Annotated in this window: 12 protein-coding genes and 1 other annotated feature; of the genes, 10 read left to right on the forward strand and 2 right to left on the reverse strand. The window is 36.0% G+C overall.

Features of this window, described 5'->3' with window-relative positions:
• The first annotated feature begins 57 nt into the window (after positions 1 to 57).
• The 3 genes from Q2T46_RS10805 (at position 58) to Q2T46_RS10815 (ending at position 5,313) form a co-directional block, all read left to right on the forward strand.
• A complete protein-coding gene (locus Q2T46_RS10805; protein WP_303265771.1) occupies positions 58 to 1,227 on the forward strand; it encodes a pyridoxal phosphate-dependent aminotransferase in 1,170 nt (389 codons plus the stop codon).
• Positions 1,228 to 1,379: 152 nt separating this feature from the next.
• Positions 1,380 to 3,953: a transglycosylase domain-containing protein gene (locus Q2T46_RS10810; RefSeq protein WP_303265470.1), complete on the forward strand. Its 2,574-nt coding sequence runs from the start codon at positions 1,380 to 1,382 to the stop codon at positions 3,951 to 3,953.
• Between the two features lie 166 nt (positions 3,954 to 4,119).
• The gene (locus Q2T46_RS10815) at positions 4,120 to 5,313 is read left to right on the forward strand and encodes a M28 family peptidase (RefSeq protein WP_303265469.1); all 1,194 of its coding nucleotides are present in this window, start codon (positions 4,120 to 4,122) and stop codon (positions 5,311 to 5,313) included.
• Positions 5,314 to 5,325: 12 nt separating this feature from the next.
• Here the strand turns inward: Q2T46_RS10815 and Q2T46_RS10820 are convergent, their stop codons facing one another.
• Positions 5,326 to 5,838 (reverse strand): ECF transporter S component, encoded by a 513-nt coding sequence (locus Q2T46_RS10820; protein WP_303265468.1) that lies wholly within the window; start codon positions 5,836 to 5,838, stop codon positions 5,326 to 5,328.
• Between the two features lie 237 nt (positions 5,839 to 6,075).
• Positions 6,076 to 6,269: a binding site (T-box leader), on the forward strand.
• Positions 6,270 to 6,315: 46 nt separating this feature from the next.
• Between Q2T46_RS10820 and leuS the strand changes: the two genes are divergently transcribed.
• The 3 genes from leuS (at position 6,316) to Q2T46_RS10835 (ending at position 9,907) form a co-directional block, all read left to right on the forward strand.
• The gene (gene leuS, locus Q2T46_RS10825) at positions 6,316 to 8,760 is read left to right on the forward strand and encodes a leucine--tRNA ligase (RefSeq protein WP_303265467.1); all 2,445 of its coding nucleotides are present in this window, start codon (positions 6,316 to 6,318) and stop codon (positions 8,758 to 8,760) included.
• Between the two features lie 143 nt (positions 8,761 to 8,903).
• On the forward strand, positions 8,904 to 9,602 hold the full coding sequence (locus Q2T46_RS10830; protein ID WP_303265466.1) for an AzlC family ABC transporter permease: 699 nt from the start codon (positions 8,904 to 8,906) through the stop codon (positions 9,600 to 9,602).
• Entirely contained in the window at positions 9,584 to 9,907 is a 324-nt protein-coding gene (locus Q2T46_RS10835) for an AzlD domain-containing protein (protein ID WP_303265465.1), read from the forward strand. Before Q2T46_RS10830 ends, Q2T46_RS10835 begins: the two co-directional genes overlap by 19 nt.
• Positions 9,908 to 9,959: 52 nt before the next feature.
• On the opposite strand, the gene tlp is transcribed toward Q2T46_RS10835, so the two are convergent.
• On the reverse strand, positions 9,960 to 10,229 hold the full coding sequence (gene tlp, locus Q2T46_RS10840; protein WP_303265464.1) for a small acid-soluble spore protein Tlp: 270 nt from the start codon (positions 10,227 to 10,229) through the stop codon (positions 9,960 to 9,962).
• Positions 10,230 to 10,368: 139 nt separating this feature from the next.
• Between tlp and Q2T46_RS10845 the strand changes: the two genes are divergently transcribed.
• The 4 genes from Q2T46_RS10845 (at position 10,369) to Q2T46_RS10860 (ending at position 14,795) form a co-directional block, all read left to right on the forward strand.
• Positions 10,369 to 11,235, forward strand: coding sequence for an aldose epimerase (locus Q2T46_RS10845; protein ID WP_303265463.1), 867 nt, complete (start codon positions 10,369 to 10,371; stop codon positions 11,233 to 11,235).
• A gap of 104 nt (positions 11,236 to 11,339) precedes the next feature.
• On the forward strand, positions 11,340 to 12,338 hold the full coding sequence (locus tag Q2T46_RS10850) for an inorganic phosphate transporter (protein WP_303265462.1): 999 nt from the start codon (positions 11,340 to 11,342) through the stop codon (positions 12,336 to 12,338).
• A gap of 13 nt (positions 12,339 to 12,351) precedes the next feature.
• On the forward strand, positions 12,352 to 12,966 hold the full coding sequence (locus Q2T46_RS10855) for a DUF47 domain-containing protein (protein ID WP_094045858.1): 615 nt from the start codon (positions 12,352 to 12,354) through the stop codon (positions 12,964 to 12,966).
• 194 nt (positions 12,967 to 13,160) lie between these two features.
• Positions 13,161 to 14,795, forward strand: coding sequence for a peptide ABC transporter substrate-binding protein (locus Q2T46_RS10860; protein WP_303265461.1), 1,635 nt, complete (start codon positions 13,161 to 13,163; stop codon positions 14,793 to 14,795).
• The last annotated feature ends 185 nt before the right edge of the window (positions 14,796 to 14,980 follow it).

Raw genomic sequence — 14,980 nt, forward strand, 5'->3', positions numbered from 1 at the left:
GATGAAATTGTGTATTATAATTGAATCAAGAGTTTTTATTGAAAGTGGGGGAGCATGGTGGATTTCGAAGACAGAGTTTCGAAACGTGCAAAATCTATAGAGATATCTACAATAAGGTATTTTTTTAATATGGTAAAAGATGTGCCTGGTGCCATATCGCTGACGATTGGAGAACCGGATTTCGTCACACCAAGGCACATAATTGATGCAGCGTATGAATCATTATTAGAAGGCAAAACTGGATATACTGTAAATGCTGGGCTTATAGAGTTAAGGCAAGAGATATCAAAATATCTCAAAAGAAATTACAGTGTAGAGTATAGGCCTGATGGAGAGATACTTGTAACAATCGGTGCAACAGAAGCTATTTACATTGCATTAAACACGCTTGTAGAAGATGGCGACGAAGTATTGATACCGGAGCCTTCATTTGTAGCATATGATCCGTGTACAAAACTGGCAGGCGGCAAGTCAGTTTTTGTGCCTACGTATGAAGAAGATAATTTTGTCTTAAAAGCTGAGACACTGGAAAAATATATTACTGATAAGTCAAAGGTCTTGGTATTGCCGTATCCAAACAATCCAACAGGAGCGGTGTTGCCATATGAAGAAATGGTTAAATTAGCAGATATAGTGAAAAAATATGATTTACTTGTTGTAACAGATGAGATATATTCTGAACTTGTATATGAAGGATTTAGGCATGTCAGCTTCGCATCGTTGCCAAATATGTGGGAGAGAACTGTTTTAATAAACGGCTTTTCTAAATCATATGCTATGACAGGCTGGAGGCTTGGTTATATCGCGGCACCAGAGTATTTTGTAAAGCACATGACGAAGATACATCAGTACGATGTGACATCGGCATCGACACAGTCCCAGTATGCAGGATTAGAAGCCATGAAAAATGGTGAGAATGACATCAAATTTATGAGGGAAAAATATGATGAGAGAAGGAAGTTTTTATACGGCAGCTTAATTGATATGGGCTTTAAATGCTTTGAACCTAAAGGTGCATTTTACATATTTCCATCAATCAAGAAGACAGGCCTTACGTCGACTGAGTTTGCGAAGCGGCTCTTATACGATGCAAAAGTTGCAGTTGTTCCTGGCAGCGCATTTGGAGAGCATGGAGAAGGTCATGTAAGGATGGCATATGCCACATCATTGGACAATCTGAAGGAGTCGGTAAAAAGGATAGAAAAATTTATGCGAAATTTTAAATAGGAGTAACCCATGGAACAGTAAATAAAAGTTCCATGTTTTTTTTAATATATTTTAATTATTTTTTAATAATTTCGTCACTTGCCTGCATTTCATTTATGATATAATATGATGTGGTATAATATTAATATAACTATTTTTTGAGGGGATATGTTATGGAGAATAATACACAACTTAGGCGAAGTGATAGAAATAAAAAGAAAAAAAATAAGAGCGCTTTAAGGAAGACTCTCAATGTTGTGTTGTGGGGTGTATTGATATTAATTCTGGCAGGCATTGGCGCTGCAGGTGGCAAGGTTTTAGCAATAATTAAAAATACGCCGCCATTATCGCAAGATGCATTGACAAAGATAAAACAGTCATCAATAGTATACGTGAAAAACAGTGATGGAAGTTGGAGCCAAGCAGCTATTTTACATGGCTCTGACAATAGACTTTGGGTATCCATAGATAAAATACCAGAGAATTTGCAAAATGCTGTTGTTGCAATAGAAGATCAGAGATTCTACAAAAATAATTTAGGTATCGATCCTAAGAGGATAATAGGTGCACTTTTGGTTGACTTAAAAGCAGGAGGCAAGCCAATAGAAGGTGCAAGTACTATAACACAGCAGCTTGTAAAAAATACGATGCTGACAGATGAGAAGACATTGACAAGAAAAATACAAGAAGCCGTACTGGCTTGGCAACTTGAACAGAAGTATACTAAAAAACAGATACTTGAAGCATACCTTAATACAATATATTTAGGTGGACCGCATATAAATGCATATGGTGTTCAAGCGGCAGCACTACAGTATTTTGGCAAAGATGTAAGCCAACTGGACCTTGCTGAATCGGCTATGATTGCCGGCATTACTAATAATCCATCCATGTATTCACCTGATTCAAATGTGGAAAAAGCTACAGAGAGGCAGCATCTTGTCTTAAGTGAGATGCTAAAACAGGGATTTATCACACAAGAGCAATATAATAGTGCCATCAATGAAAAGCTTAATTTCGTTTTCAAAAACCTCAATTTGTCGACGTATAGCCATGGCTACTTTATAGATCAGGTCATAAATGATGCTACTGACGCTCTTGTCAAGAAGCTTGGCATAACTAAGTCTGAAGCCTTGAATAAAATATACAATGGTGGGCTTAGGATATATTCTACAATGGATCCAAACATTCAGACAATAATGGAAAATGCATTTAAAAATCCTAAGTTGTTCCCTGTTGATCCAACTACAAAAGAGTCTGTGCAGGGTGCAATGGTTGTAATAGATTGGAAGACTGGCGAGATAAAAGGCATTGTAGGTGGCAGAAATACAAATGATTTCAAATATGTTACAAGAGGTATAAGTTTCGCTGATTCAAAAAGGCAGCCTGGCTCATCTATAAAGCCTTTGACGGTTTATGGGCCTGCTTTACAAAGCGGCCTTACTGCTGCGACAGTTGTGGATGATGTTCCTACGACATTTACACTTCCTGGTGCAAAGCCATATACACCTCACAACTATGAAAGTAATTATTACCATGGATTGGTGACTCTGAGGGAAGCTATAACAGATTCTTTGAATGTGCCTGCTGTGCAGGTCGTAAATAAAATAGGCATCAATGTATCGGCAACCTATGGAAAGAAATTTGGGCTTGATATAACTAAAGATGATATGTATTTGCCAGCATTAGCGTTGGGTGGTTTAAGTCATGGGATAACACCTATTCAGGAAGCTGCTGCTTATGGTGCTATTGCTAACAAAGGCATGTATATAAGCCCTATTACATTTACAAAGATTGAAGATTCAACTGGAAAAGTATTGGTTGACAATAAACCTGAGGAACATGTGGTGCTGAGTGAGCAGAATGCATATATATTGAGAAGCATGATGATGGATGTAGTAAATCACGGTACAGGTACAGCAGCAAAGCTGTCAAACATGGACGTGGCCGGAAAGACTGGCACATCTGAAAATTCAGGTAATATATGGTTCTCAGGCTTCACACCATATTATGTTGGAACAGTGTGGATGGGGTATCCATCATCAAATAATGCTGTTAAAAATTATGGTGTACCACAGGTTGGCGGAACATTTCCGGCAAAGATGTGGAAGACAGTAATGTCTGAGATACATCAGAATCTTCCAGCTAAGCGCTTTACTGATAAACCATCTGGAATAGTGTATGAAACAGTCTGTAAAGATTCGGGAAAACTGCCTACTGATTTATGTAGACAAGATCCAAGAGGAGACAGGACATATACTGAAATGTTTGCTGTAGGTACACAGCCGACAGAATATTGCACAGTTCATGTATCTGCAAAGATAAATACTCTGACTGGCAAATTGGCATCTGAATGGACACTGCCATTCCTTGTAAAAGAAAAAGTGTTTATAAATCCACCAGGAAGAACAGCAAAGCAAAATGCGTACGCTGCTGACGGAAAATACGTTGTGCCGACAGAAGTAGATACAGAAAATCAAATTCAGCCAGGGGATAATCAGGGTGGAAATACTGATCAAAACGGCGGTACAACAAATAGTGACGGCAGTAATACTGCTCCAGTAAATGGTACAGAGCCCGGAACGACAACTGATAATGGAGGGCAAAGCAACGGTTCTAGCAGCACCGATGGACAAAGTACAAACAGCGGAATGAATGGAAATCAAAAGAGCATTAGTGGGCAAACCAATTCCACCCCTAGCCAAAAGGGAATAGGAAATATAATAAACTCAATAATTGGCAACTAGGATTAAAAAAGATGGCTATAACTAAGATGTAGCCGTCTTTTTTTTGATTTTATCTTGTGTATATGTTTAAATTCATCCAGACATGCATATAGATATGAAATGAGGAAAAAATTATTGAAGGAATATTGGCATTCTTGTAGAAATAAATAAGCAGGGGGCGTTTATAATGAAAAGTATTGATTATCTAAAAAAGCTTTCAAAATTTGAGCATCGTGGCTCGGCAACAAAAAATGAGAGAAAGGCTGCTGACTACATTGCTAATAAGCTTGAGGATATGGGATATGAAGCAGTTAAGCAGGAATTTAAAACAACTCGTGACAACCTGTACATTTTGCCTCTTCAGTTTGGTATCTTTTTATTTATAATGGGTGCTGCGTCATTTTTCTACGATAAATTTCTAAATGCATTAGAATTGATTATTTCATTAATTTCAATAGGATTGTTGATTTTAGAACTAAGTGGGAAATCTTTTGAGACAAGCATAATGCCAAAACATCGTTCAAAAAATGTCTTTACAAAATTTGAGAAAAACGATAAAAAGAAGATAATTGTATCTGCACACATTGATACTCAAAAAGGAAGTTTGATGTTTAGCCCTAAAATCGTTGACAAACTGAAAATGATATATAATATCGGCTATTTGGGATTTGCACTGATACCTGTCGGCATAGTCTTTGGACTGTTTCATCTTTATCTAATTTCATATATCGTGCTTGGAATTGGCCTTTTAATAACTTTTGCTATGATTGTATTTTTGCTGACATGTGAGTTGGGTGGGAAATATACAAATGGTGCCAATGATAATGGTTCAGGGGCATCGTTGGCTTTGGCAATAGCAGATTATTACATTAACAATAAAGAAAATTTTCCAGATGATGTTGAAGTGATTTTCCTCTTTACAGGAAGCGAAGAGACAGGCGAAAGAGGAATGAAATATTTCTTGAGAAGATATAGGAGATTATTAAACAAAGATACTCAATTTGTAGTATTGGATAATCTCGGTGCTGGAAAATTGACATACCTTGAGGGAGAAGGAATGATATTCTATAAAAAAGCAGGTGAAATGCTATTAAATGTTGCTGACGAGATGAGGAAAGAATATCCTAATGGAGTAGTGCAGAAAATGAAAAATCTACTTTTGCCGACAGATGCACTGCCTGTGCTGGCAAATGGCTTTTGCGGCATAACGTTTATATCTATGGATGAAAATGGAAAGATAAAGAACTATCATTGGTTTACAGATACTATAGACAATGTCGATTCTAAGTTATTGAGATATGAAGAAAGCTTTTTGATAGAATATATATTGAGAGTTTCAAAGAGGATAAGCAGTGCAAAAAGTGTTGAAGCAGTAAAATAGGAGTAGGGATACCTACTTCTTTGATTTATTAAAATAACCTGTAAGTATAAATATTAAGAATATAGATAGTATGCCACCAATGATGGCTGTTGCAAGCTGCGGAAGTGTAAACGCTGCAACGATCTTTTGCGGTACGTTGACATTAAACCAAGTCAGAATATATTTTACTGAAGCTGCCAGCCACAAAAATTTTACAACTGCACCTGCAATCATGCCTATTATGTTGTTTTTTACAGTTTTAAATAGCATTACGTACAGTGTATTACCTATCATTATAAAAGGTATAAGTATAGGAAAGCTCATGAGTCCTACTAAAAAAGCGATGATTGGTGTCAAAAGGCCTATTGACACACCTGACCAGATTCCAACAAAGTATGCAGAGATTATAAGCATTGCATTTACGATTGAGCCTGTTACAAGCTGTGGCATTTTTATAAACTGCACTATGATTGTAATTGCCAGCAAGATAGCGGTCCTAGTTATAAATCTGGTATCAAATTTTTTAGTTGATGAGTTATTCGGCATATTATCACCTCCAACATCAATATATTTAACTATATTTTAACACTCCAGATGAATATTGTTAAGCAAATATTAATTGGAATTTGTCATATCCAACGCCACAAATCTTGTAGATCATGTAAATGTGTTGTATCCAAGAGCCACATTAAATTCTATGGCAGATGATCCTGGACGCCAGTGGTAATTTATCTTATTGCATTTTAAAAGCGTTTGTAATAAAATAATGTATAAGTATATATAGCTATTGCAATGATGTGGAGTAGTAGGCTAAGACTTTTTCAGAGAGCCTTATTATGGTGGAAAAAGGCATTGTGTTAGCTGAACTCGCCATTGAGCATGCATATTAAAAGTATGCACGGTTAAACCGTTATATGAAACAAGTGGGCTTGCGTCAAAAAGAGTGGTACCACGGAAGCTTGGCTTTCGTCTCTTTATGATGTGAAGCCTTTTTTATGCAAAAATATTAATAGGAGTGAGAAGATGGCTTATTCAAGGGATATTGATAGAAAGTGGCAAAAAAAGTGGGAAGATACAAAACTATACAAGTTTAACCCAGAGAACATTGACAAAAAACTTTACTGTCTTGAGATGTTTTCGTATCCATCTGGTGCAAAGCTTCATGCAGGGCATTGGTATAACTACGGCCCTGCTGATTCATGGGCTAGGATGAAAAGGATGCAGGGCTATGAAGTTTTTCACCCAATGGGATTTGATGCGTTTGGACTGCCTGCAGAAAACTATGCCATAAAGACAGGCATACATCCTCAAGATTCGACGCTTCAAAACATAAAAACGATGGAAAGACAGCTTAAAGAGATGGGTGCCACATTTGACTGGGATTATGAGGTTATAACTTGTTTACCAGACTACTACAAGTGGACACAGTGGGTATTTCTCCAACTGTACAAAAAAGGACTTGCATATAGAAAGAAAGCGCCCGTAAATTGGTGCCCCAGTTGCAAGACAGTCCTTGCAAATGAACAGGTTGTGGAAGGAACTTGTGAAAGATGCGGGACTGAAGTGACCAAGAAAGACTTGACGCAGTGGTTTTTAAAGATAACCGATTATGCAGAGGAGCTTTTAGAGAAGCTTGACGAGCTTGACTGGCCTGAAAAGACGAAGATGATGCAGAGAAATTGGATAGGAAAATCAGACGGCGCCGAAATAGAGTTTAAAGTTGACGGCAAAGACATATCGTTTAAAGTTTTTACAACAAGGGCAGATACCCTTTACGGTGTCACATACGTGGTATTGGCGCCGGAAAATGAGATAGTAGATAAAATCACAACTGATAAATATAGAAGAAATGTAGAGGAATATAAGGAGTATGCAAGAAAGCAAAGCGAGATAGAGAGGCTTTCGACGGAAAAAGAAAAGACAGGCGTATTTACGGGAGCGTATGCTATACACCCTATAACTGGAGAAAAACTCCCTATATGGATATCTGATTACGTACTTGCTACATACGGGACAGGCTGTGTTATGGCGGTTCCAGCCCATGACGAGAGGGACTACATGTTTGCAAAAAAGTACGATTTACCGATGAAGAGGGTTATAAAGGGAAGAGATGGAGTAGACGATTCTTTGCCATTTGTTGAATACGGCATTCTCGTAGATAGCGGAGATTTTACAGGAAGCAAATCTGAAGATGCAAGGATAGAAATAGTGAAGATGCTTGAGAAGGAAGGCAAGGGAAGCCTTAAAGTAAATTACAGGCTTAGGGACTGGCTTGTATCAAGACAAAGGTATTGGGGTGCTCCAATTCCAATAATTCATTGCGAGAAATGCGGTTTGGTACCTGTGCCTGAAGAAGACCTTCCGGTTCTTTTGCCGTATAATGTTGAATTTTCTCCAGACGGTGAGTCGCCGCTTAAAAAATCTGAGGAATTTATGAATACCACATGCCCTAAATGCGGCGGCAAAGCATTGAGAGATCCTGATACACTTGACACATTTGTTGATTCATCGTGGTATTTCCTAAGGTATCCTGACAACAAAAATGACAAAGAGCCTTTCAATAAAGAATTAATAGACAAAATGTTGCCTGTAGATAAGTACATCGGCGGTGCCGAGCACGCATGCATGCATCTTTTATACGCCAGATTTGTTACAAAAGCATTGAGAGACTTAGGGTATCTTGATTTTGATGAGCCTTTTAAATCGCTGATACATCAGGGAATAATTTTAGGGCCTGATGGAAATAAAATGAGCAAATCAAGAGGCAATACAATATCCCCTGATGAATACATCAATGAATACGGCTCAGATGTATTTAGAATGTACTTGATGTTTGGATTTGCATTTACGGAAGGTGGCCCATGGAATGATGACGGTATAAAAGCGATGTCCCGCTTCATACAGAGAATTGAAAGGCTTATAGATAAATTCACAGAAGACAAAGGTAAATCAGGTAAGAATGAAATTTCTAAAGATGAAAAAGAACTTAATTATATAAGAAATTATACGATAAAAAGCGTGACAGACGATGCTGAGAAGTTCCAGTTTAATACTGCTATAGCAAGGATAATGGAACTTGTAAATGCCCTTTATAAATACGATGGAGAAGTTGAGAATAAGAATATGAAACTATATGAAGAAACCATTGCAGATCTTATAAGGGTTTTAGCACCATTTGCTCCTCATTTCTCAGAAGAAATGTGGGAGAGAATGGGATACAGCTACTCAGTGTTCAATCAAAAGTGGCCAGAGTATGACGAGAAGGCCTTAGTAAAGGATACTGTTGAGATTGCAATTCAGGTTAACGGCAAAGTAAGAGGGCGCCTTGAAATTCCGTCAGGTGCAACTGAAAAAGAAATTCAAGATAAAGCTCTAGCGGTTGAAAGCATTAAGCAATTTATAGAAGGTAAAGAGATTAAAAAGGTGGTAGTTGTAAAAAACAGGCTTGTGAATATAGTTGTAAAATAGGCAGAGTATAAGCTGCCTATTTTTTACAGATATTGTTTATATGAAAATAATTATGATATAATATTCAAAAGGTTTTATAGATATACACAGATACAATTTAACTTTGATAAATATCATTTTATTACAATGTGATGGTGATGTGAATGATAGTAAATGAGACTAAAAACAGTATAAATGGCATAAAGAGCTCTTTTCCAATAGTTTTAGGATATCTTCCCATAGGTTTTGCTTATGGCATATTAGGAACAAAAAGTGGTTTTTCTATTTTACAAGTTGTGGCATTGTCACTTTTTGTTTACGCTGGATCTGCTCAGTTTATAGCTATAAGTCTTTTAAGCAGCGGTACTGATATTATAACACTGATTATGACAATATTCATAGTAAATTTAAGGCATTTTTTATACAGTACGTCGCTCTCACAGTACATGAAAAGAATCAATAGGAAGCATATTCCTATATTATCATTTTTTATAACTGATGAGACGTATGCAGTTTCAATTACAGATTTAAAGGGAAATAACGAGTATAACGAGAAATATTTTTATCAGCTTTTTTTTGTGTCATATACTACGTGGGTAATTTCTTCATTTATTGGTGCTATGTTTGGCTCTTTTTTAAATGGATCAGTTAATATAGGGCTCGATTTTGCACTGCCTGCAATGTACATTGCACTTTTGTTAATGCAAATATCAGGATATAGAAAGGTATTTATTAGTATCTTTTCAGGGTTACTATCTATATCACTCATGTATATTCTTCCGGGAAATATAAATGTTATTGTGTCTGCTGTAATTGGTGCTGGAATTGGAGGGTTAATTGATATATGGACAAAAAATTCGTAATTTCTGTTTTAGGCATGTTTTTAGTAACATATGTTCCGCGCTTTCTTCCGGTATTTGGGCTGTCAAGAGTTGAAATGCCTAATTTTATTAAATCCTTTTTAGAATATATACCTGTAGCTGTTTTATCTGCATTGCTTTTTCCGACAATTTTTATGAAAGGCAATCATCTATTTATAAGTTATAAAAATATATTTCTAATGGCCTCAATACCAACTGTACTGGTAGCTTATAAATCGAGGAAACTTTTTTCTCCTGTAATAGTCGGGATTATAAGTTATATATTGACTTCACTTGTAATAAATTAAATATAATAAAATAAAATCGGGAGGCGTTAAAAATTATAGCCTCCGATTTTAATTAGTCTTTTTTGTCCACACCGTTTCCAGCGTCAACTTCATCTACGATTTCATCTCTCATGCCGTGGATGCTTTCAAGCCTGTGGCGATTTTTTTCTTTGATTCTTGCTACTTCTTCCGATGAAAGCTCTTCAGCATGCAGTTTTAAGTAGTCTTCTGCTTCTCTATAATTTTCTATTGTATCATGAATCATATCCTGCAATTTGCCGACATTATCAGAACGATCGTCCGGCTTTGGAGGATTTTTGGAACGATCTTTTTCATCTGCCATCTCTATCACACTCCTAAAAAGTATTTTTCAAAATTATTTTTAACTTTTATGTTGATTATATGTATTGAAATAATTAGAAAAGATGATGGCGATTATAGTATAATAAGTTATAGACAAAATAATAAAAGAGGTGCTGAAAATGTATAGAGTGGAGAAATATATGGATAAATTTGAAACATATAGGCTTTACGATTTAAAAAACAATTCGTTTTTTGAAGTCGTGCCAGAGCGTGGAGGAGTTATAACGAGATTTGTATATAGTGGAAATGAGATTTTATACCTTGACAAAGAAACACTGTATGATACGACAAAGAATTTAAGAGGAGGCATACCAATCCTTTTTCCTATTTGTGGGTACCTAAAAGATGAGAAATATACAATAGATGGCAGAGAGTACAATATGAAACAGCATGGTATTGCAAGGCTTTATAAGTGGGATGTAGCTAAGACAAGTGTTGATGATTCTGCGTCAATAACATTAAAGTTTACAAGCAGTAGCGAGACAAGGAAAATATACCCTTTCGATTTCGAACTTATTTTTACATACATTCTCAAAAACGGAACGCTGACAATAGAACAACAATATATAAATATGTCAGAGAAAAATATGATATTTTACTCTGGATTTCACCCGTATTTTTACATTGAGAATAAGGACGATGCTTTAATATCTGTTGATTCAGATGTATGCTACGATGCAATAGATAAAAAACAGCTTATTTTCGATGGAAAGATTGACTCTAAAAAGCCTGAAGTAAATCTTATTTTTGAGCCGAAATCAAATGAGTGTCATGCAGTAGATAAGAAAAGGAATATGAAGATTACTCTTAAATACGATGAAGTGTTTAAATACGTAGTTGTATGGTCATTACATGATAAAGAGTTTATATGTATTGAGCCTTGGATGGCTAAGCCCGACTCCATGAACACAAAAGAAGATATTAAAATTTTAAAGCCAGGTGAGGATCTAAAAACTTTATTTAGCATAAGTGCGTCTATGGAATAATATTTATGGCGTTTAAAAAAATATATGTAGTTAATCAATGGTACATTAACATTATGCTTCATTTAAGCATAATATAATGTACCATATTGTTATGAGGTGTCAAAATGAACTTATACTTGATTCTTATTGCATTTATATTTATATATATCTTTATTACAGGCTTTCATGATGAAGGAAATCTCATAGCTACCATCATATCTTCTAGATCTATGAGCATAAGAAGTGCATTTATAACGGCGTCTTTAGCTCAATTCATCGGTACAGCCACTTTAAGTACAACTGTGGCTTCTACAATTAGCAGAGACGTGTTGCGTCTAAATTATCTGAATATAAATAGAGATAATTTATATATAATGATATTTACAGGCTTACTTGGTGCAGTAATTTGGAATCTGATAACGTGGTATTTTGGCATGCCGTCCAGTTCATCCCATGCATTAGTGGGTGGTATGATAGGACCATTTATAGCCCAATATGGGCTTAAATCAGTAAATGTTTTTGGAATATTGCTTAAGGTGATAATACCTCTTTTTTTATCACCAATTCTGGGATTTTTTATAGGATATTTAGTGATGCATGTTACAAGTAATTTTCTAAGAGCTGCGGGACCAAGAGTTAATACTGTGTTAAAAAAACTTCAATATATAACGCTGCTTGTTTTAAATGCAGGTCAAGGTGCTAATGATGCGCAAAAAGGCATGGGACTTATATCAATTGCTTTAATGGGAGGCGGGATTTCACAAAGCTTTATGCTGCCTCACTGGGTCAAAATTTTATCAGCAGTTATGATATCTTCTGGATTGTTTTTTGGAGGACTTAGAATGATTAAAAGCGTTGGAACGAGGATATACAGGGTTAAGCCATTTCATTCATTTAATGCGCAGATATCGTCGCTATTTATAGTTATAACTGCAGCGGTTTTTGGCTTGCCAACCAGCGGAACGCAGATAATAAACTCATCTGTACTGGGCGTTGGAGCTAAAGAGAGGCCAACTGCAGTGAGATGGCAGTTTGCAAAGGGAATGTTTACTGCTTGGATTATTACTATTCCAGCGTCTTTTGCCTTATCTTCATTAATATTTATAATTGTAAAATCCATCTAAAGGAGGGATGTGAATGGGTATTTTAAGCTGGCTTTTTTCAAAAGGTGTCGATTTTTATAAACTACTGCAAGAGCATTCTGATTTAGCACTAAAAGGTGTACAGGCACTTGCACTGTACATGGATACTGGTGCAGAAGATGACGGCAATAGAGTCATTAAAATAGAAAAAGAAGCCGATAACAAGCGGAAAGAACTTATAGACGAACTGGACAACACATTTATAACTCCTATTGAAAGAGAAGACATATATGAACTGTCAAGTGCTATAGATAATATACTTGATTATTGCGAGACAACTGTTAAAGAAATGGAAATATATGAACTTAGTCCGACAAGTGAATTAAAAGAGATGGTAGATGTCATATTAAGAGGAACACAGCTTATAGATAAAAGTGTCTATAATCTGGATAAAGATAAAAAAACAGCGATGGATTATGCGCTGAAAGCGAAAAAACTGGAGAATGAAATGGAATTTTACTATAGGAGATATTTGGCTGAGCTTATAAAAAGTGATGATATAAAATATATTTTAAAGATGAGAGAGATTTACAGGCATTTAAGCAACTGTGCTGACAAGATGGATTTAGCAGGAGATATACTGGGACATATCCTCGTCAAGGAGATTTGACTTTTATACAGTCTGGCATGCTTATTGTATGCCTTATTTTTTTACATAATTATTCGTAGTGGCGATAGATAAGGCAGCGAGTATTCCAATAAATGTTTAATTATTAAAATAAATTAATAATATTAATAATTTATTTTGAATTATTATTCATATGATGGTATAATTTTAATAAATTGTATATGGGGGGAATACAAGTGAGGAAATTTTTGATTTATTTTTTTGTGCTTACTTTTTTAGCGGCAAGCATTTTGACTGGCTGCGGCAACAATGGAAGCAATTCATCAACTGCCCAGAGCAAGTCAAATTCAACTAAGCAGGTTTTGCATCTAAATCTTGGTGATGAGCCACCGATGCTTGATCCTGCAAAATCAACTGATGGCGTCTCTTTTCAGATACTAAATTCAGTGTTAGAAGGTCTGGTGAGGCTTGGAGCTGATGAAAAGCCTAAGGAGGGTTCAGGTCTTGCTAAAAGCTGGGAAGTATCTAATGATGGATTGACTTATATTTTTCATTTGAAGGACAATATAAAATGGAGCGATGGAAATCCTATAACAGCATATGATTTTGAATATTCATGGAAGAGGGCATTGGATCCTAAGACAGCATCTGAGTATGCATACATAATGTATCCTATAAAGAATGCGGAAGCGTATAATTCAGGTCAGGCAAGTGCCGACTCAGTTGGTGTAAAGGCATTGGATGATAAGACTCTTAAGGTTGAGCTTCAGGAGCCGACGCCGTATTTTTTGAGTTTGACTGCGTTTATTACCTATTTACCGCTTGAAAAATCATTTGTAGAAAAGGAAGGAGATAAATTAGCATCAAGCCCTTCTGATTTAGTGTACAGTGGTCCGTTTGTTCTTAAAACATGGAATCATCAGCAAAATATAGTTCTTGTCAAAAATGACAACTACTGGGATAAAAATAATGTGAAATTAAGTGAGATCGATTTTGACATGGTAAAAGATTTGAATACAGTAGCACAGGGTTATGATTCGGGTCAATATGATGAAATCAATATAAGTGGTGATTATGTTCCTAAATACAAGGATCAGGTTAAAGTCCATCCAAATGGATTCACATATTTCTTAGGTTTTAACAATTTAAATCCAATATTTAAAAATGCAAATATCAGGAAGGCATTTACACTTGCTATAGATAGGAAGTCTTTTACGGAGAATGTTTTGAAGGATGGCTCTATCCCTGCATATGCTTTTGTGCCTAATGGCATCACAGGATTGAATGGAGACTTTAGGAAGGAAGCCGGTGAAGCTTTATTTAAAGAAGATGTAAATGAGGCGAAAAGCCTTCTTAAAAAGGGAATGGAAGAGCTCAACATAACAAAACTTCCTAAGATAACTTTACTGGCAGATGACACAGATGTTGCAAAGAAGGAAGCCCAGGCAATTCAGCAATTTTGGAAAAATAATCTTGGGGTAGATGTAACTATCCAGAATGTGTCATACAAGATAAGGCTTCAGATGTTTTCTAAACAGCAGTATGATGTCTGCTTGACAAGATGGGGCGCTGACTACAACGATCCTATGACATTTTTAGATTTATGGACTACAAATGCAGGCAATAACAACGTAAAGTACTCAAATCCGAAATACGATGAGCTGATAAAAGAGGCAAAATCTACAAATGATAATGCGGTCCGCATGGAGAAAATGAAAGAAGCTGAGAAAATTTTGATGGATGATATGCCTGTTGGACCTTTATTCTATTCTGCAACAGCTTATGTTCAGAGAGACTATGTAAAAGGATGGGTAAGGCATTCTGTCGGTGTTGACAGCGATTGGAAGTGGACCTATATAGAAAATCATTAAAGCATTAAAGGCATTCCATATTATGGAATGCCTTTAATGCTGTACGTTTCTTTTTTCATAATTTCTATATATTAGATAGCCTATTATCAAAAACAAAAGCGTTCCGCCAACTAATTTAACTTCGTACCACAAGAGATTTCCTAATTCCATCCCTGCAGGTGGTATGATTGAAAGAATGATAGTAA

It is taken from the genome of Thermoanaerobacterium sp. CMT5567-10 (genome assembly GCF_030534315.2).
Taxonomy (GTDB): domain Bacteria; phylum Bacillota; class Thermoanaerobacteria; order Thermoanaerobacterales; family Thermoanaerobacteraceae; genus Thermoanaerobacterium.

Bases quoted from the DNA above. Each gene is read 5' to 3' on its own strand.
- Q2T46_RS10820 (WP_303265468.1), bottom strand. From the start codon at position 5,838: ATGCCGAATAACTCATCAACTAAAAAATTTGATACCAGATTTATAACT.
- Q2T46_RS10810 (WP_303265470.1), top strand. From the start codon at position 1,380: ATGGAGAATAATACACAACTTAGGCGAAGTGATAGAAATAAAAAGAAA.
- Q2T46_RS10855 (WP_094045858.1), top strand. From the start codon at position 12,352: ATGGGTATTTTAAGCTGGCTTTTTTCAAAAGGTGTCGATTTTTATAAA.
- Q2T46_RS10845 (WP_303265463.1), top strand. From the start codon at position 10,369: ATGTATAGAGTGGAGAAATATATGGATAAATTTGAAACATATAGGCTT.
- leuS (WP_303265467.1), top strand. From the start codon at position 6,316: ATGGCTTATTCAAGGGATATTGATAGAAAGTGGCAAAAAAAGTGGGAA.
- Q2T46_RS10850 (WP_303265462.1), top strand. From the start codon at position 11,340: ATGAACTTATACTTGATTCTTATTGCATTTATATTTATATATATCTTT.
- Q2T46_RS10835 (WP_303265465.1), top strand. From the start codon at position 9,584: ATGGACAAAAAATTCGTAATTTCTGTTTTAGGCATGTTTTTAGTAACA.
- Q2T46_RS10815 (WP_303265469.1), top strand. From the start codon at position 4,120: ATGAAAAGTATTGATTATCTAAAAAAGCTTTCAAAATTTGAGCATCGT.
- Q2T46_RS10830 (WP_303265466.1), top strand. From the start codon at position 8,904: ATGATAGTAAATGAGACTAAAAACAGTATAAATGGCATAAAGAGCTCT.
- tlp (WP_303265464.1), bottom strand. From the start codon at position 10,229: ATGGCAGATGAAAAAGATCGTTCCAAAAATCCTCCAAAGCCGGACGAT.